This window comes from Winogradskyella schleiferi, assembly GCF_013394655.1.
GTDB classification, from domain to species: domain Bacteria; phylum Bacteroidota; class Bacteroidia; order Flavobacteriales; family Flavobacteriaceae; genus Winogradskyella; species Winogradskyella schleiferi.
This window is the reverse complement of the sequence record NZ_CP053351.1, coordinates 222,082-242,198: the sequence shown is the minus strand read 5'-3', so window position 1 is coordinate 242,198 and position 20,117 is coordinate 222,082. Positions and strand designations below refer to the sequence as shown.

At 35.6% G+C, this 20,117-nt stretch carries 14 protein-coding genes; 2 read left to right on the top strand and 12 right to left on the bottom strand.

Features of this window, described 5'->3' with window-relative positions:
• From HM990_RS01125 to HM990_RS01070, 12 genes are all read right to left on the bottom strand, one after another.
• On the bottom strand, positions 1-780 hold the full coding sequence (locus HM990_RS01125) for a rhamnogalacturonan acetylesterase (RefSeq protein WP_178987168.1): 780 nt from the start codon (positions 778-780) through the stop codon (positions 1-3).
• A complete protein-coding gene (pelA, locus tag HM990_RS01120; RefSeq protein ID WP_178987167.1) occupies positions 767-2,788 on the bottom strand; it encodes a pectate lyase in 2,022 nt (673 codons plus the stop codon). The genes HM990_RS01125 and pelA overlap by 14 nt, the downstream gene beginning before the upstream one ends.
• 2 nt (positions 2,789-2,790) lie before the next feature.
• On the bottom strand, positions 2,791-3,978 hold the full coding sequence (locus HM990_RS01115) for a sialidase family protein (protein ID WP_178987166.1): 1,188 nt from the start codon (positions 3,976-3,978) through the stop codon (positions 2,791-2,793).
• Positions 3,975-5,585 carry a glycoside hydrolase family 43 protein gene (locus tag HM990_RS01110; RefSeq protein WP_178987165.1) on the bottom strand — a complete coding sequence of 537 codons (1,611 nt, stop codon included), beginning with the start codon at positions 5,583-5,585 and terminating at the stop codon, positions 3,975-3,977. The genes HM990_RS01115 and HM990_RS01110 overlap by 4 nt, the downstream gene beginning before the upstream one ends.
• Positions 5,582-6,625, bottom strand: a complete 1,044-nt coding sequence (locus HM990_RS01105) for a Gfo/Idh/MocA family oxidoreductase (protein WP_178987164.1) — start codon at positions 6,623-6,625, stop codon at positions 5,582-5,584. Before HM990_RS01105 ends, HM990_RS01110 begins: the two co-directional genes overlap by 4 nt.
• 7 nt (positions 6,626-6,632) lie before the next feature.
• Positions 6,633-7,859, bottom strand: a complete 1,227-nt coding sequence (locus HM990_RS01100) for a glycoside hydrolase family 88/105 protein (RefSeq protein ID WP_178987163.1) — start codon at positions 7,857-7,859, stop codon at positions 6,633-6,635.
• 2 nt (positions 7,860-7,861) lie between these two features.
• Positions 7,862-8,281, bottom strand: coding sequence for a cupin domain-containing protein (locus HM990_RS01095; RefSeq protein ID WP_178987162.1), 420 nt, complete (start codon positions 8,279-8,281; stop codon positions 7,862-7,864).
• Positions 8,281-9,297 (bottom strand): DUF4861 family protein, encoded by a 1,017-nt coding sequence (locus HM990_RS01090; RefSeq protein WP_178987161.1) that lies wholly within the window; start codon positions 9,295-9,297, stop codon positions 8,281-8,283. The genes HM990_RS01095 and HM990_RS01090 overlap by 1 nt, the downstream gene beginning before the upstream one ends.
• A complete protein-coding gene (locus HM990_RS01085; RefSeq protein WP_229719341.1) occupies positions 9,294-10,244 on the bottom strand; it encodes an alpha/beta hydrolase in 951 nt (316 codons plus the stop codon). The genes HM990_RS01090 and HM990_RS01085 overlap by 4 nt, the downstream gene beginning before the upstream one ends.
• 121 nt (positions 10,245-10,365) lie before the next feature.
• Positions 10,366-11,793, bottom strand: a complete 1,428-nt coding sequence (locus HM990_RS01080; protein ID WP_178987160.1) for a glycoside hydrolase family 28 protein — start codon at positions 11,791-11,793, stop codon at positions 10,366-10,368.
• A 203-nt stretch (positions 11,794-11,996) separates the two neighbouring features.
• Positions 11,997-13,247 carry a T9SS type A sorting domain-containing protein gene (locus HM990_RS01075; protein ID WP_178987159.1) on the bottom strand — a complete coding sequence of 417 codons (1,251 nt, stop codon included), beginning with the start codon at positions 13,245-13,247 and terminating at the stop codon, positions 11,997-11,999.
• Between the two features lie 241 nt (positions 13,248-13,488).
• Entirely contained in the window at positions 13,489-14,799 is a 1,311-nt protein-coding gene (locus HM990_RS01070) for a T9SS type A sorting domain-containing protein (protein ID WP_178987158.1), read from the bottom strand.
• 236 nt (positions 14,800-15,035) lie between these two features.
• Between HM990_RS01070 and HM990_RS01065 the strand changes: the two genes are divergently transcribed.
• Both HM990_RS01065 and HM990_RS01060 read left to right on the top strand, forming a co-directional pair.
• Complete coding sequence (locus HM990_RS01065; RefSeq protein WP_229719340.1) at positions 15,036-18,299, top strand: SusC/RagA family TonB-linked outer membrane protein; 3,264 nt, start codon at positions 15,036-15,038, stop codon at positions 18,297-18,299.
• 10 nt (positions 18,300-18,309) lie between these two features.
• On the top strand, positions 18,310-20,100 hold the full coding sequence (locus tag HM990_RS01060) for a RagB/SusD family nutrient uptake outer membrane protein (protein ID WP_178987157.1): 1,791 nt from the start codon (positions 18,310-18,312) through the stop codon (positions 20,098-20,100).
• Positions 20,101-20,117: the final 17 nt, after the last annotated feature.

Sequence of the window (20,117 nt, the reverse complement as noted above, 5' to 3'; positions counted from 1 at the left end):
CTAATTTGTTTTAGTGAAAGCCTCAAAACCTTCAACTTTTTCATTTAAAGCCTTGACAGCTAATTTTGCGACTTCTGTAGCTCCGAAAACGGACAAGTGTGTATTGTCTTCTTTCCCATCAGGAAAATATGAAACTTCATTTGGTTGATAATGTAAATGCATTTTTTTAGAGCCTTCAACGCCATAGGATTCTTCCATTTTTTCGGTTATATACAACAGATCGATAAATGGTACATCATACTCTTGTGCGACCAAACGCGTTTCCAAAGGATAAGCGCCGTGTGTACCGATTAAAGTTCCTTCTTCATTAAAATTTCGTCTAACGATAGACGTGAATAAAATTGGTATGGCTCCTTTTTCTCTACTTTCTGTTACAAACCTTATTAAATGATGTCTGTAAGCTGTATGTGGATTGGTATAGCGTTTAGGGTTGGTAATTTTTTGGTCGTTATGTCCAAATTGGATAAACACATAATCCCCTTCTTCCAATTTCTTGTAAACTGAATCCCATCGTCCTTCAGTTATAAAGCTTCTAGTACTTCTACCGTTTACAGCATGGTTTTTTACAGTTGCCTTATCGTTCAAAAATTGTGGTAACAGCTGGCACCAACCGCGTTCAGGATTTTCATCTGGATTAATTTTATCTGACATCGTTGAATCTCCGATGGTATAAATGGTAATGTTCTGTTTTTTTTGTTCTGTTTCAGCTGGCTTTTCTTCTTCTTTACACGATTGAAATACCACTAAAATTAAAAGAAAATAGATTTTAAAATGTTTCATACCATTCTGTTTTAGATGTTTTTTTATCGTTACCTAATACGTTTTTAATTGTATATGCCTCAGATTCTCGTTTTTTTAGTTGATGCGACCATTCCACTCTTTTCTTTGGTTTAAAACTTTTGCCATAGTTTTTATATTCTGCATAAAACGTAGTTTTTTCAGCTTCTGGTTTAGACCAATTGTGCCAACCTTCAGGTAAAATATGTGTACTTAAATCGCAATTTATAAAAACGGTTTGCGCATAAATACGCCAAGGTCTTCCTAAGTAAACCTCATCTACATCTTTATCTGCAGTGAGTTTGCAGTCTTTAAAAACATATCCAAATAATGAATCTTTTGGTGTTGAAGCTGCTGTTATGTAAGAGTTCTTTTTACTGTGAATTTCGCAATTTTCAAAAAATGCTGTGGCACTTCCGAAGATAAAATCTGTGGTACCTTCGATATAACAATCTTTATAATATTGCTTGCCTTTTCCTGAGGCATACAAGGTATCCTGATTGCCTAAAAGTTTACAGTTTACAACAGCCACCTCATCTGAAAACACTGATAATGCTACTGCTTGACCAACTCTACCCGAAGAATTTTCAATAGTTAAATTTTTGAGTATTACGTTGTTCGCTTCAACCAACAATGTGTAGGTGTAAAAGGTGCTATTTCTGCCTAGACCTACTTTATTAAAATAATCGTCGTATGTAATTATGGTGTTTTCCTTGCTTTCGCCAACCAACTGAATATTAGAATTCCATTCGTGAATTTTAACTTTTTCCTTATAAATCCCATTTTTAACGTGAATAGTAACTCTATCGTAAGGAAAAGATTTGGTGTTATTAATGGCTTCTTGAATACTGACATAATCCCCAGAGCCATCTTTAGCGACCGTAATATTTAATTCGTCTTTATGTTTCTTAGTCCTTTTTTTTTTGAGACTTGATTTCCATATAGGATAAGCGTCTAAAACCAATTGTGGGTCGCTTTTGTACCATGCGTAGCCATTTCTGCGCTCATCTCCGATATCTTCTAATTTCCATTTTTTTATACCATCTCTATCGCAGAAAAAAGGTTTGTTGTCTTCCAAGTTCATAAAACGCGCCCAAATTGCTGGTGCAGTTTCATCTGGAATCATTCTTTTATCTACAATTTTACCGACTCCATTATAAATTCTATCTTTTCTTAAGCCTGTTATTTTTACTTTTTCGAACCAAGTAACAGCACTATTTATGGCATTTATGATGTCTTTTGAAGGATTTTCAATAGACATTAATAACAATACAATATGTGCTGATTCTGCACCACTTAAAGATTTTAGCTCAAAAGACCTTGCATCTGCTGGTTCTAGAGTCACCTCATCATGCTGTGCACACCAAGCTGTTAATACACCATTTTGTTTGTATTGGGTTTTAAGAATACAATCTATCCCTTTATTAAAAGCAGTAGTTATTTTTTGTAGCTGAGCCTCAAATGGTTTAATGGTGTAAACGCCAGAATCGTCAATAAGTGCTTTCAAAAGCTTCATGATGTTTACCATTGAATCGTCATTGTAGGTAATGTGCGTGTAATAGCCTTTTCTTAAAGGGTAAAATTGCGGCCAACCACCATTATCATATTGTGCTTCTAAAATATAATCAACACCTTTTAAAAAGGCTTTTTTATAGGCTTCGCGTTTAGTTTGTCCATATATTTTAGACAAAAACAATAATTCTTGTATGGTCGCTCCATTATCTGTTGTAGCACCTTCGTTTGTTTTCTTTTTAAGTAGTAATTCTTCCTTTTGTTCTTTCGACAGTGGATGGTGCATTTGCACATTTTTTGGCCAGCCGCCAATATCGCGTTGGTAAAGCAATACATTTTCGGCTATTTGTTTGGCTTCATCTGTAGCAAACCATTTCGATTCTTTATTATGAATCATGTTTTGCCAAGACTTGTCATGTACTTGGGCGTTTATATTTGAGCCTAGGACTAAAGTAATTACCAAAAGGACAAAAGATTTTATATTTTTTATTTGCATCATTTTTAATTTAAAATTAAACTCGCTATAGGAACTTTGGTGTATTCTACATCTTCTTTATTGGTTGCATAAGACACATAAAGATAATCTTCCCAAACAAAGGATTTTGGATAATGGTAGCCTAATCTTTTATACTTTCCTTCGTAATGTAGTGATTGAATTGTGTTACCACCTTTTCTAAGAACATATGATGTGTTGAATAAATTTCCATTTTTGCTCAGGGTCAATGCTAAAGGCATCCTTGATTTATTATTTACAGGATTATTAATTATATACGAAAATCCATTATTAAAATTACCTGCACTTTGTTTAGACCGAGAATCTGGCATATTAGTGACTACAGGAATTGTCCATGTTTCTCCTCGATCTTTACTCATGGAAGCTAAATTAAAATAGGTACTGTTTTGATCTCTAAATACCATAACTAGACTATTATTGTTTTGTAAAAACCAACTTGGTTCCAATTCGCGAGACACATTATTTTTTATAGAATTATTAGAAAATTCCGCACGTTTCCAACCACTAATTCCTAAGGGGTCATCGGTATAAATAGGTGATACTATTAATCCAGGTTGAAAATGTGCGGCTCCAACAATACGACCGTCGGGCAATGCATGAGGGTCTTGTTCAAAAACACCATTTAATTGAGTGCCATCAGCCATTAAAACAGGCTTTTTTTTAGACCAGTTAATACCATCAAAACTTGTTTTGTAAAATGTAAATCCACCTTTAGGTTTTACATCATCTAGCCATTCGTTAATATAGGCGACTAAAGTATCTCCATGTTTCCACCAACCACCAGAAGTACTATAACCGATTTCTAAACTTTCTGAAAGTGGTATAGGTGCTGACCAGTTTTTCCCGTCTTTACTTGTACTGTACGCAACCCATGTGTCATCAGAGTCTTCATCCTTAGCTGAACTTTGCCACTGGCAATAAAACACATCTTTAAAAATTGTCATAACTACTCCATTGCTAAAATGATCTGTTGAATCTGAAGGTTTAAAAACAGTAACAGTTTCGATTCCTTCTGGAACTTTAAGTCCTAAATCTTCTTTTTTATTCTGATCAAAAAGTGTTGATTCTACCTTAAAAGGTGTGTCAACTGAGTTTTCATTTTTACAAGATTGAAATGATGCAACAACTAAAATTGCAAAAACATTAAGCGTTATTGAAAACCTACTTTCTTTCATTTTGTAAATCTAATCCAATCGATGTCTAAGCTTCCTGCATCATGGATCACACCTTCTCTTAATGCTAAGTAACCAATTTTTGCACCAATCCATTTTCCTTCTCTTGCAGTAAATGGTGTTCCTATTGATTTGAATTTCTTATTATTCAAACTATAAAAGAATTCACAAATTCCACCTTTACTAACCTTAACTCTAAAGTAGATGGTGTTTGTGTTAATTTTAGTTTTATCAGTTTCGGATTCAGCTTTATTTTTATCAGCATCTTTGCATATTACGTGAGATAAGTACAAACTGCCTTCTTCTTGTTTTAGACGTATATAACTGTAATCTAATCCCATAATTAAGAAGCCAACTTCTTCATTGTCGTGTCGTGCATTGAAGGTTATTTTGGTTGTCGCGGTAAATTCTTCCGCTGGAAATTTTTGCAATAATAAATTTGGGACATCATGCAGATTTTTAGAATTATCTGGCTTTGGTCTGCAATACATAGTAAAATGTCCCAAAGATGTAGGAAAACCATAATACACTTTGGGATTTGCGTGCCATTGCCATTGCAAACCTTTTTTAGGTGCATTAAATTCATCAGAATCTGGTGGTGTAACTATAGGATATGTTTTGCCAACATTTGGTTTTTTAAATGTGGCAACAGGCTCGCCGATTCCATCATTATTTTGGTCAACTCCCATAACTGGCCAATCGTTTTCCCAAGTCATAGGTTGCAAATGAACAATACGACCGTAGGCATCTATATCTTGAAAATGAAAAAACCAATCTTCTCCAGTTTGTGTTGTGACCCATGCTCCTTGGTGTGGCCCATTGATATCAGTATTACCTTGATGTAGTACTTTCTTTTTTTCGTAAGGTCCAAAAACGGATTTTGACCTTAAAATTGTTTGCCAACCTGTTGGTACTCCACCTGCTGGTGCAAAAATATAGTAATAGCCATTTCGTTTGTAGAACTTAGGGCCTTCAATAGTAGATTCTTCTTTATGACCATCAATGATAATCACCTCATCGTCATTGGTTTTAGTGCCTTCAGCATTCATACTACAAACCACTAATAAACTTTTTATTCCGGCTCGACTTCCTGCGAAAGCATAAGCTAAATAGACCTTTCCGTCATCATCCCAAAGTGGTGTTGGGTCAATCAATCCTTTCCCTCCTTTAACCAAAACAGGCTCAGACCAAGCGCCTTTTGGGTCTTTGGTTTTAATCATGTAAATACCAAAATCTGGGTCTGGATAATAGATGTAATATTCATCTTTATGATAGCGAATGCATGGTGCCCAAACACCATTGCCGTGCTGTGGTTTATCAAAAACCTCTAATGGTACTTGCTTTGGTAAAGCGTAATTTACCAATTCCCAATTCACTAAATCTTTAGAATGTAAAATGGGTAAACTAGGTGAACAGGTAAATGAAGATGCCGTCATATAATAATCATCTTCAACTCTTACCACATCTGGATCTGAATAATCTGAATGTAAGATAGGATTGGTATAAGTGCCATCTCCATTATCGGCTACCCAAACTTTAGATACTGTTTTTTCTTGTGCGGAAAGACTTAAAATAGAAAGCCAACCGAATATGATCAGAAAATTTCTCATAAATCAACAATGCGTTTTTCTTGATTACTCCTCATTGCTGCCTCAATAACTCGTATCACATCTGTAGCATCTTCTGCAGTTACAGGCAATGGTTTGTTGTTGAGAATTGCATCAGAAATTCCTTCGTAATACCTCATGTAATTACCTTGTTCTGTAGTTACAAATGATTTGTTGAATTCACCATTTTTAAGAATGTTAAGAATGCCGCTTTCGGATTCTGGTTCTATTCCCCAATTCGCTGAATTTGGTTTTAAGTGCTTTTGAAGTTCTGTTTCTTGTATATCGGCTTTCGATTTTACAAAAGAGCCTTTGGTCCCATGGATGCTGTATGCAGGAAGTGGTTCGCGAACAAAATAACTCGATTTTAGAGTCACATATTTAGTGTCGTAATACAATTTTACATCAAAATAATCTCCGACTTCAGAATTATCTCTAAAGGCATCCAAAGAAGCAAATACACTTTTTGGCATACCAAACAATTGTAAAGCTTGGTCTATAATATGCGAGCCTAAATCATATAAGCTGCCAACACCTTCGGTTGGTGTTTCTTTGTGGGTTTTGTAACTCAGTTCTGGGTCGAACCTGTCGTAGTGTAATTCGGCTTCAACAATATCTCCCAGTACATCTTTTTCAATTACCTTTTTTACGGTTAGGTAATCGCTATCCCAACGTCTGTTATGAAACACAGATAGTTTTACATCTTGTTTTTTTGCTAAAGCGATTAATTCTTCAGCCTCTGTAGAACTTACCGTGAATGGTTTTTCTACAACGACATGTTTACCAGCTTCAAGACATTTTTTGGTGTACTGATAGTGTGTAATATTTGGTGTATTGACGATAACCAAATCAACGTTATCATCTTTAAGCATATCTTCTAAAGAGCGAAATGTTTTGATATTAGGATATTTTTCTTCGGCTAAATTTTTGGTGCGCTCAAAAACAGCATATAAATTAAAATCTGGATGCACATCTATAAATGGACCGTGAAAGACCCATCCACTCATTCCGAAAGAGCATAATGCGGTATTAATTTTCGACATTTTTATTCTATTTATCAAGTTCTAAAGCAGCCATTATAAAAGGCCCTGTTCCTTTTGGGTCGTTTGACCTAATAATTTCACCAATGTAGTATTCAAACGTGCCATCTCTGTACGGATTACCGCCTAAACCAGCGACACCACAGCATTTGTTTAGGTTCACAACACCATTTTCTTCAACTGTAATAAATTCGTCTAAAATGCCTTGAAATGCCTTTTTTGCATTATTCAAATACATTTTTGGCAGATAACCTTTGTTCACACCTTTTGTTAAGGTATATGTAAACATGCTAGTACCTGTTGCTTCTAGATAATTGCCTTCTCTTTCGGGTAGATTAAGCACTTGGTACCACGTACCAGTTTTTTTATCTTGATATTTTACAATGGCTTCAGCATATTGGTTGAGAAACTTGACGATTCTTGCATGTCCTGGATGATTTTCTGGCAAATAATCCAATACATCGACTAATGCCATTCCGTACCAACCCATTCCGCGAGACCAGAAGTTTTGCGACAATCCTGTTTGTTTATTCGCCCATTTTTGTTCTTTACTTTCATCCCAACCATGATAATACAGTCCGGTTTCTGGGTCTCTGCTGTGTTTTTCAATCAAATCGAATTGAAGCACAATTTTGTCGTACATTTTTTGAGCTTCATCACCATCCATAAATGACTTTGTGTATTTAGCATGAAACGGTTCTGCCATATACACACCATCTAACCACATTTGGTTAGGATATACTTTTTTATGCCAGTAACCGCCTTCTGACGTTGTTGGCATGCCTTCTAATTGCTTGTGAAGCGTATCCATTGCTTTTTTAAATCTAGGCTCTGGCTTTTTGTTATACAGATAATAAATAGCGTCTCCAGATTTTATCATGTCCAAATTATAATTACTGAGCTTATAGGTTTCAATAGAACCATCTTCGTTAATCATTCGGTTAGCGTAATCATAGATATAGTCGTACAATTTTTGGTTGTTGGTTTTCTCATATACTTTAGACATCGCCTGCAATACCAAGCCATTGGTATAACTCCATTTTGGTTTATCTCTAAAATCTAACAGTCTTGGGTCTGGAAAGCGTTTAATTTCTGACAACGCCATACGTTCAGACCATTTTAAGTCTTCTGAAATTTCCTTTTTAGCCACAGGTGTTTCCTCTGTTTGTTTCTTTTCTTCTTTACAACTGGTAAGAAAACTTAATGCTAATATGACTACAAGTGCTATGTTTTTCATCTTTACTCTTTTTCGTATTTTTTAATGACTAAATATTTCAGTTCTGTATCGCCTGCATTACTAATGCCATGCATGCTCCACGACGGACAGTACAAACTTGTATTTGGGCCAACGGTTACTTCTTTACCATCTAAAAAGAAAGTAGCTGTGCCTTCTAAAACATAGAAAAATTCGTCCTCTACATGTTTGTGCGGTGCGTGCGTAGATTTTCTTGGTGCAACCACGCTCATTTTAATAGTACAGCCATCTAAAAAATCTTTGTCTGCAAACCAATATTGATAACCTACTTTGGTTGGCACTGTTTTTTCTTCGGAAAAGGTGTTTACGCATTCTTCAATGGTATATGCTTTGTCTTGAGCAGCACTATTTTGAAAGCTTATGCAACAAATTAGTATTAGGGTAATTTTAAAAAAGGCCTTCATTATAGTTTGTTATTAGCGTTTAATTCATTTAATAATTCATCTAAGTAAGTCTTAAATTCTGCTTCAGTTTTTATGCCATTTGGTTCTTGTTCCCAAGCTCCTAAAAAGTAAAACATTACAGCTTTCGTTGTTGGTTTAAATTCAACTAAATAATCATCTTCTCCTTTTTTGACGTCGGCAGTGGTTTCAACTTCATAAAAAATCGCCATTCCTAAATCGTCTGGCACTAAAGTTTGCTCGCCATAGGTGGCTATATAAGCCCATTTTTTATTCGCACTTTCTTTGGTAAAATAATTTACTCCATGGTCTACAATACCAGTAACAATGCCTTGTATTGCTTTTGAAGGTTGAATGGTATGTTTTGTATAACGTTTGTCTGGACGAATACTTAATGTAGATTTTAAATCGATTTTATCGTTCGCAGTTTTCCAACCGTTATAATTTATAGTGACAGAAGATTGATTAGCATTGTTTTCAATAGAAGCAAATGTAGAATCGACTTCTTTGAAGTGAAGGACCTTGTCATCAACCAAACGTCCTAAGGAACCGATACCTAAACCGTTCCCTACTTTTAAGATGTCTAATCCCCAAGATTGCGGTTCGTGATACGAATCGAAACCATCTTGCCCTACTTTAGATAAAACCATAGTGTCGGTTACTTTTCCGAAAATGTCTATGCCGTTTCTCCAGTCTAAATACAATCTGTATCCTATTTTGTTACTTTCCCAACCAGGTCCTTCGTATCGTAAATACCAAGTATGGTCTGTATGTTTATCCGGAACCCTTAACTGGTCTATGTTTTTAAAATGTGTTGTGCCTTGGTATTCTTCATGGCCTCGCTCACCATTTACCCATTCGCCACCCTCTGCAATGGAAAGCTCAGCGTAGGTTTTTGGTGTTTCCACAACTTTTTCAGATTCGACTATAGCTTCTTTTGTGTCTTCTTTTTTTTCAGATTTACAAGCTACGATTGAAGCGGCGCAGCATAGTGTTATTATAAATTTTAAAGTTTTCATTTTTCGTCATGTTTAAGCGTTTTATCTAAAAATGTTGTGATGTAATTTACGGTGTCAGTAAACCAAGGATGGAATAACCAAAACGTATGAGGACTGTCTGGAAAATTTTCAACTTGGTTATAAATATCGTGTTTATCTAAAATATGAATCATCTCTTCACGTCCTGCTTGAAAACGTTCGTACTGACTACTAATGAATAAAATTGGCGGTGTGTTTTTATCAACATGTGTCAATGCTGAAGCTTCTTTCCAGATTTCGGGTTTTTCTTTTGATGTGCCACCCAGCCACCAACTTGCCATTTTTCCTTCACTGGATTTAGGGTGAATGAATGCTATAACTCCATCTAAATTCACAATAGCTTGCACAGCGGTTGATGAGGCATGTTCGGTTTGTTGTTCAAACTTCGGATTGTGGTTGGTTGTCCCAACCAAGGTTGCCATCTGTGCTCCAGAAGACGTTCCTAGAACAGCAACTTTCGTCGTGTCAATATGAAATTTTTTCGCATTAGACTTAATAAATTGAATAGCTTCTTTAACATCATAAATGCCTTCCGGGTATTGTGCTTCGTCAGACAATCTATATTCTATGGCAAAGCATGAATAGCCTTTTGAGGCGATGTATTCTGCCATGGGTTTCATGTGGGATTTATCTCCAGATTTCCAGCCTCCTCCATGTACCAAAATCACTGCTGGATTATTTTCAGAAGTATTCATAAAAGCATCAAGATACAGCCTTCTATTTTCTAATGTTTTAAATGGGATATTCTCAATTTCATATACATTTTCAAACTTTTGTGGTTTTACAATGTCTATCTGAGGAAACTTCTTTATGTATTTGTGGTATGAATTATTAACTGTATAAGACGTGTCTTTTTGAATATTTTGTAAAGCAAACAAGGTTGAAGAGCTCAACATTAAGAAAAGGCAAAGTGTAGCTATCTTATACATGATTGATTTTGCTTTAAAATTAAAAAAAACAAGCCTGATCATTTTCATCAGGCTTATTTGAAAACAAATTCCTGCTATTAATCAATTTGCTTAAGGGGGTTATCCATTTAAATTTTTAGATTTACTCTTTAGTTTTTGGTGGGCTTTGCATTAATGAGCCATTAATATAAGTGTCTATAAGCTTTAAGTTAGAAACATGCTCTAGAGAAAAAGCTTCATCTACTTTTTCTATGATCACGTTCTTTAAGGTCACGTTAGTTATTGGCGACTCTTCATAACCTTTTGCCAAAATACCATAATAACCGCCGTTTTGAACTTTCACATTTTCGAGATGTATATTTTTAATTACGGGAATAAACTCTCCAGTTTGATTGGTGTAGGTTGCGTAATGCATGTTTAATTTTAACACCGCTTCTTTTACTTGTCCGACATTAACATTTCTTACATATACACCATCAATTGTTCCGCCTCTTCTGGAGTTGGTTTTTAAACGAATAGCTCGGTCCAGGTTTGGACTGTTCATTTCACAATTTTCAACATATACATTAGTCACTCCAGCAGACATTTCGCTACCGATAACAACGCCACCATGACCATCAATCATCTTACAATTTTGTACGACGATATTTTCGCTTTTAATAGCCACTCTTCTACCTTCTGCGTCTCTTCCTGCTTTTATAGCGATACAATCGTCACCAGTATTAAAAGTACAATTTTTGATGATTACGTTTTTAGAATATTCTGGATCACAACCATCGTTGTTAGGGCCATGACTTTCTACGGTGACATCATCTACAATGACATTATTAGATTTAAATGGATGAATAATCCAAAATGGTGCATTTACAATTTTCACGCCTTTAATTAAGACATTGTTACATTCATAAGGCTGCAAAAACGTTGGTCTTAAATAATGGCCTTCACCAAAAACACGTTCACTTAGAGGTGTTCCGTTTTGTCCCATTTCCATTAATCTTGGCAAGTTGAGACTGTCTTTTTGTTGAGGCATTCCTTTTTTCCAACCGTAGGTGTCTTTTCCGCACCAACTCCACCAGTTATCGTTACTTGCCTGACCGTTTAAAATTCCTTTGCCAGTAATAGCAATGTTCGATTTTTTGTGCGCGTAAATTAATGGTGAATAATTCATGAGCTCTACACCTTCATAAGATGTAGCTACTAATGGCAAAAAATCTTTTGGATTAGTACTGAACAATATTTCTGCTCCTTCCTCTAGGTGCAGATTTATGTTATTATCTAAATGAATGGCTCCTGTAAGATATTTTCCTTTTGGCACAATGACTTTTCCTCCACCTTTTTCTGTGCAAGCTGCAATAGCTTTTTTGAAGGCTTCTGTGTTGTACGATATGCTATCTGGCTTTGCGCCATAGTCTAAAATATTGAATTCTGAATTAGGGATTTCTGGCTCTGATACACTTGAGACGATTTCGTCCAATTGAGACCAAACATTGTTATTTAAGGTGGCAGTTTTTTCGTTTTCTGTTTTATTTTCTTTACAAGAGAAAACACTCAAAGCTAAAACAAATGTCATTAAGAAAACTTGCTTAATTATACTAGTAAAATTAGTTGGTAGCACCATGTTTTTATTTTCAGATTTAAAATAATGTAATCGATTACCAAACTTAAAAAATTAGTTTGATAATACAAAGTTTTTGTGGTTAATTTAGTGTAATATTTAAAAAAAAGAATACTGGATAGTATTCTTTTTTTTTAATTTTGAAAGGAAATTATAAACTAGTAAGTTATAAGTTTAATAGATTTTTCTCCTCTGTTAGTTTTAATTCTTGCAATATAAATACCAGGACGTAAAACAAAGTCTACATCATTATTTGTTTTAATAGTTTTTAATCTTGTTCCAGTAATAGAATAAATATCAACCTCAGTATTTGAGTTTACATTAGATAAAAATACGCGATCATTTACAGATTTTAAACTAGCATTTATACCTAGAGCTTCGTCATTAATGTTGAGTAGAGCACTGCTTACTTCTAATTTGTAATAATTAACTGCATTGTTTTCGGAAAACACCAATAACGAAGTACCACTCCCTGTATAATTAGCTTCTAAATATCTACGATCACTATCACCTAAAGAATCGAAACGTGCTACTTCTGCACCTGTATTATCTGAAATAACTACAGCACGAGGTGTGCCACTTCCACTAAATCTATACCATAATTTAACTGAAACAGGACCTGTAATCGGAAATTCCATATAGCGCCTAGTTGGTAAGCCAGAACCATCAACTGAGCTATTGCCTTCAGACTTTAATCTGTTAGTTGATGTGTAACCGTCATCCCAAGTTCCAGAATTAGGTTCAATTGTTGCGAAATCAGAACCACCCCCTACTAATGTTAAACCATCTATTACTCTGGTATCTGAAAAAGCTGGTCCTACAGGGAAGTTGGTTACATCGTTGCCAAAATCCCATGTTTTATCCTCTTGAGGTGGTGCAATTGTTGCCGTTTCAAGTTTATAATAATTTACAGCATTGCCCTCTGAAAAGACTAATAAAGTTGTGGCTCCACCAGTATAGTCAGCTTCTATATACCTGCGGTCAGTATCACCTAAAGAGTTAAAACGCATTACTTCTGTACCTGTGGCATCAGCTACAATTACCGCACGTGGTGTACCACTACCACTAAATCTAAACCAAAGTTTAACAGTAACTGATCCAGACACTGGAAACTCCATATATCTTCTCGTAGGTAAACCAGAACCGTCAACTGAACTGTTTCCTTCAGATTTTAAACGATTAGTAGATGAGTAACCATCTGTCCATGTGCCTGAATTTGGTTCAATGGTAGCAAAATCAGAACCGCCACCTACTAAGGTTAAGCCATCAATGACTCTTGTGTCTGAAAAAGCTGGACCAACAGGGAAATTTGTTTCGTCATTCCCAAAATCCCATACGTTGTCTTGAGCTTGCAGAAGTAAAGACATAAAAAGTAGAGGGAATACTAATAATTGTAAATTTTTTTTCATGTTGTAATTGTTTTAGAGTAATTAATAAAAAATTGTAATCGATTACAAATATATGAATTAATTTTTATTTAAAAAGTACATCTGTCAAAAGGCACCCTTAATACTAAATGTAATTCTCTCATATTAAGCTAATAATGTAGGATGTTTTATGATTGAATCTTCAATATTTTAGGATAATTTTGTCAAGGTTATGTCTATTTAAATTTGAGGGTGTTTAAAATTAAAATCATTTAAAAAGTAACTAGCTTTTTGCTAAACCAAAGATTTTAAAATTATTTTCAATCTGAAGTTTAATAAAGTATATACCTTTAGAATATTTACTTAAATCTATCGTAGTTATCCCACTCCAGTTAGCCCATATTGTCTTCGAACTTAACTTTTGTCCATTTACGGAATAAAGTGAAAATTCAACGTCAGCATAGTTTTGAGCAGAAAATTCGATATTCAATATATCATCCACCAAAGTTGGGTAATATCTAATCTGGGCAAGAAAACTATCTTTCACACCAAGACCTTCGCAGCTCGAAGATATCTCGCCTGAAGTTGTAACATCTAGCGTTGCTCCTGCCCCACAATTGGCATCACTCACATGAGCAGCTACATCTTCAACAGGAGTTACACTATAAGAATATGTAGGTTGAGGCACAGACCCTATATTGGAAACCCCATTAATGCAATTATCAAATTCCAATGATACTGTTCCTCCATAACTTTGATACACAGTCCCAACATTGGCAAAGTCTGAGTTTTCAACATAACAAGATAGTGTATTGATTCCTCCACTAAAACCTAATGCTCTAGAACTCGAAACATCCGTGTTGTAATAACAGTTTAGAATATGGAGTTGTCCATTTCTTGCTCTTGGCATTCTTTCCTTACAACCTTGAGCCCAATAACAATTTTGAAAAGTCACACTATAATGACCGTCCGCAGGTGCTTGGGAATCACTTGAACCTATCAAATTGGAAAACCTATGATCATTAGACCCTCCTGGACCATCTGGAACTGCAGGTTTAAGATAAGTGAATTTGCACCAAGATACTGTAACGTTATCCGAATTTCCCTTAATATCAAAATTACCATCCACTCCATCTTGAAATTCACAATGGTCTACCCAAAGATTGATACAACCATCTGCTGTAAGATTATCACGTCCATCCACATCATAGGCACCTGGTCCTTCGAAAATGAGATTACGAATAATGACGTTATTAGATCCATTTTTCAAATTCAAAATACCGGATCCTGATTGTGTTTGTGTATTATTTACCAACCTCGCATTTGGCAGTCCAATGATCGTTTTATTGGTAACGACCTCGCTTATGTTCTGTCCAGCCGCTATAGTAATTGTACCAGAGACCAAAATAACTTGTGGTGTAGACAACTTTATCTTAGCCTTAAAATCCGCATAAGTACTAACAGTAACTGGCGTAACATTGCCACCGCCTGTTGTTGATTCTCCATAACCCTCTGGTGTTGGCATGTAATAATTCTGGCTAAACCCTAAACTAGTAAAAAATATGAGGCCAATAATTAGTAGTAAATTTTTCATATTATTAAAATTTCATTAAATAATTTATGTAATCGATTACACAAATGTACAATTAAAAACGTAACTTGGTCAAATTAATTAAAATTCTATCGCATAATTATATAAGGCGTAAAATTCAAATAAAAATATTTTCATATTCAAAAAATCTTAACAAATATTTGTGAATCTCAAAATTATTTATACATTTGTGCAATCGATTACATTTTAAACTAATTATAAACTAATACAAAAATTTCATGTACAACAATTTAATTGATTTTTTGTTTTTCTATTCAGATAAAGAAAAAACAAAAAGATTTTCTTCAACAAAATCTTTTTCGTTGATGCTATTTGCATTATTTGTTTTCGGTAGTGGGTTTTCTTACTCCCAAAGCATTACAGTAACCGGAACCGTAATTGCACAAGACATTGGTGGACCTGTGCCAGGTGCATCCGTTTTAGTAAAAGGAACATCAAATGGTACGTCTACCGATTTTGATGGTAATTATTCGTTAAATATTTCAAACCCGAATGCAACCTTGGTGTTTTCGTATATTGGTTATGCAACACAAGAAATAAAAGTTGCTGGAAAGTCCACTATTGATGTAGTGCTTGAACCAAGTTCAGAAAACTTAGATGAGGTTGTTGTTATCGGTTACGGAACGTCCCGTAAGTCTGATCTTACTGGCTCTGTCGTCACTATTGGTGGCGATGATCTAAAACAACAAAACATTGCTAATGTTTCTGAGACTTTAACGGGTCGATTAGCGGGAGTACAGGTTTTAAATACAGAAGGGTCACCGGATTCAGAGGTGCAAATTAGAGTAAGAGGAGCCGGATCGCTTACACAAGATAGTGCCCCTTTAGTCATTGTTGACGGCTTTCCAGTAAATAGTATTAACGACATTTCGCCATCGAACATTGAGAATATTAGTGTTTTAAAAGATGCATCTTCTACTGCTATTTACGGATCAAGGGGTGCAAATGGCGTTATTATAGTGACCACAAAAAGCGGTAAAGTAGGAAAAATGGCCGTAAGTCTAAATACCACATATGGTAACAAGACAATCGCAAAAACCATTGATGTTTTAGAGCCTGAAGATTTTGTGTTATGGCAACGTGAATACTGGCTATTGAGAGATACTCCAGAAGTTTATGATGAAACATATGGACTATATCAAGATTATGACCAATATGTTGGAATGCAAGGAAATGACTGGCAAAGACTAATCTATGGTCGAACAGGAGATGTACAAAACCATGATTTATCCGTAAGAGGTGGTTCTGAAAAATTCAACTATAATTTTAATTACGCTCTTTACGATGAAAAAGCAATTATGGTTGGCTCTGACTATAGAAGAAGTAATGTGTCGTTGGCATTAAAAAACAAAGCAAGTGATAAAATAGATTTATCGTTTACAATTCGTTATGCTGATACTGAGGTTAATGGTGGAGGCGCAAACGAACAGAACGAGGTTTCATCTGCGGACTCAAGGCTTAAACATTCTATAAGATACTCACCAATTCCACTGGCAGCTTTTGATCCTACCAATACTGATGAGGCCATTTTTAGTGAATTGGTTAATCCTTTTATCGCAGTTAATGATAACCAACAGCAAAAATTAAGAAAAAACCTTAACTTATTAGGGAGTTTTTCTTGGGATGTGATCAACAATTTAACATTCAGATCTGACGTTGGTTTAAATACCACTAATGATTTAGATTATCGTTTCTATGGGAAATCCACTTATTTTTCTAGTAATAGACCTAGTGTTGAAAACCAAGGTCTTCCTGCTTTAAGAATCAGAGATAGAAAACGTGAAAGTTTTAGAAATGCTAACACTTTAAACTATGACTTCAAAAATATTGTTGGAGAAAACCATGCGCTTAAGCTACTTTTAGGACAGGAAATGATTGTATCTAAGGACAATAGAGTGGAAACTGAGTTACATGGTTTCCCTAGTGACTTTGATTTTCAGAGAAGTTTAACGTTAACAACACAAGCCGATCCTTTTAGTGTTGATAATTTTTATTCACCCGATGATAAACTATTATCTTTTTTCGGCCGTGCAAACTATGATTTTAAAAATAGATATTTATTAACTGCTACGTTTCGTATGGATGGATCTAGTAAATTTCTTGGCGATAACCGTTGGGGCTATTTCCCATCTGCTGCTTTTGCATGGAAAATTTCTGAAGAGACTTTCTTAGAAAATGTCAAATGGATCAATACACTTAAATTAAGATTGAGCTATGGGGAAGTCGGTAATAACAATATTCCAACTGGGCAAACCATACAAACATACCAATCTTATAATACGTCCTATATTAATGGGATAGCTAACTATTTTGCCCCTTCAGATGTTTTAGCGAACCCTGACTTAAAATGGGAAACAACCGTAACACAGAACTTAGCATTGGATTACAGTTTATTTAATGGTAGGGTTAGTGGTTCATTTGAACTTTATAAAAATCTTACACAAGATTTACTTTTAGCTTTCCGGACAGCTGGATCAGGATATGCTGAACAATTCAGAAATATAGGAGAGATTGAAAATACAGGTGTTGAGGCACTTATTAATATTACCGCAATAAGTACCGAAAACTACGGTTTAGATTTATCATTTAACATCAGTGCTAACAAGAATAAAATCAATTCCTTAGGTGAATCAGAAGATTTTGGTTGGCCTTCAGGTTGGGCCTCTAGTCAAATTGGAAATGACTTCCTTGTAAATGTAGGGTCGCCATTAGGTATTATGTATGGTTACCAAAATGACGGTAGATATGAAGTGTCAGATTTTAATTTTGACTCAGCAACGGGCGACTACACCTTAATAGATGGTATTCCAGATAACAGTGCTGTTATTGGAGATGGGCTCGTTAGGCCAGGAGCCCTAAAAATAAAAGATACCAACAATGATGGTGTTGTAGATGAAGATGATCAAACTATAATCGGTGACGCCAATCCAGATTTTATAGGTGGATTTACCTTGGGCGCACGCGCCTACGGTTTTGACCTTAGCGCAGCCTTTAATTTTAGTGTTGGTTTTGATGTCTATAATGCCAACAAAATTCACTCTAACACACCAAGACAAACTGGTGATTATGGTAATTTGACCACTGCATTTGCTGACGGTGTAAGATGGACAAATCTAGATCCCTCCACGGGCCAACTAGTCAATGACCCTGCACAGTTAGAAGCCTTGAACGCTAATACTACAATGTGGTCGCCTTATATGCAACGCTATGTATTTAGTGATTGGGCTGTAGAAGACGGTTCCTACTTAAGATTAAATACATTATCACTAGGTTATACACTGCCAGAGTCAGTCCTTTCAAATCTAGGCATATCCAAGCTTAGATTATATGTTACGGCCAATAATGTATTTGTATTAACCAATTATTCTGGTATGGATCCAGAAGTTTCTACGAGAAGACAAACGAATTTTACTCCTAGAGTTGACTATTCTGCCTATCCTAGAAGCAGACAGGTTGCTTTTGGTCTAAACCTTAATTTTTAAAAAAATGAAAATGAAAAAATCAATATTTCTAACACTAGTAATTCTGACAGGAGTTATGTTCTCTTGTAGTGAATTTGAAGAAGACTTTTTGGAAGCGCCTGCGCAGTCATCTGCTGAACCTTCAGTTATATTTTCCACTCCAGATTTGGCTAAAGGTGCTGTTGATGGTATTCTAGAACCGATGGGGCAAACCAACTCCTATAGAGGGCGTTATCTTCCGTTTTACGGATTTAATACGGACTCTGAATGGAATTACAGCTCGGATGATGTTGGTAGCTCCCAAGGCGAATTAATGACCTACAGTGCAACACCAACAAACGATCAAATGAATAGAGATAATAATGTTTGGGCAATGATGTATCTTGGGATCGAACGTGCCAACCTTTGTATTGAAGGATTAAGGACATATGGCAGTCCTGAACCTGGAACAGCATTGGGTCAGTTACTGGGAGAAGCTTTAACATATAGAGCAATTTATTATGCCGACTTGATGAAAACTTGGGGAGATGTTCCTGCGCGTTTTGAACCAATAAGTGGTGAAACACTTTATTTGCCGAAAACAAATAGAGATATTATATATAAGCAAATCATTGCTGATTTAGGAGAAGCCGAGACTCTAGTCGGGTGGCCAAATGAAAACTCTAGAACGAATACTGTAGAAAGAGCCAATAAAGCTTTTGTAAAAGCTTTTAGAGCACGTTTAGCAATGGTTGCTTCCGGTTTCCAACAATATCCTGATGGAGGTGTAAGACGTAGTAATGATCCAGAGCTATCGGTACAAAATATGTACAGCCTTGCGCTTAACGAAGCTATAGAGGTTATTAATAGTGGTCAGGCCTATTTAGAGCCTTCATTTGAAACCTTTTGGAGAAATTATAATGAAGAGTCCATAAATGCCGGAGGTGAATCCTTATGGGAGATACCTTTTGCAGCAGGTCGTGGTCGAGTAGCATTCTCGTTTGCAGTTAGACATAGAGGAGTAGATCAACACACAGGACAAGCCAGAGGTGGAATAGCCGGACCTTTACCAACAGTATTCTATGACTATGACGAAACTGATACGCGTAGGGATGTCACCTGTGTACCTTATCAATGGGGAAATCCTGATGACGGTTTTGCACAACAAGAGCTTGTAGGATTGGAAACTTGGTACTTTGGAAAGTATCGTTATGAGTGGATGGATCGTTATGTAACCTCAACCAATGATGATGGCTTAAACAAAATCTACATGCGCTTTGCAGAAGTACTATTCATTGCTGCCGAGGCGGCGAATGAATTGCAGGGAGCAGGTGCGGCTGCGCCATATCTAAAAGAAATTAGAAGAAGAGCATTCCCTTCTAATCAACATCCTGAAAAAGTGGATATGTATGTTAATGCCTTAACAAACTCTCAAGATATGTTCGAGGCTATTGTTAGAGAACATAAGCTTGAATTTACTGGTGAAATGGAACGTAAGATGAACCTTATCCGATGGAATCTACTTGGCACTAATCTAGATGAAGCAAAAGTAAAAATGTTTAACCTAAAAAATAGAATCGGTGAATATTCAGACGTGCCAACGACTTTATATTTCAAATACGAAGAAGATGGTGAAACCCTAGATGTTTATGGTTTAAATAGAAATGAAACCACCAATCCAGGACCTGAATATTCTGAAAAAGATTGGACAATGTTAGAAGATGATATGATCAACTCTATATATAAATTAGGTGTAGATCCAGATGAAAGACAATTCTGGCCAATTTGGCAAGTTTTTATAGATGCTAGCAATGGTCGATTAGAAAATGATTACGGCTATTAGAAATTATAACCAAGAAA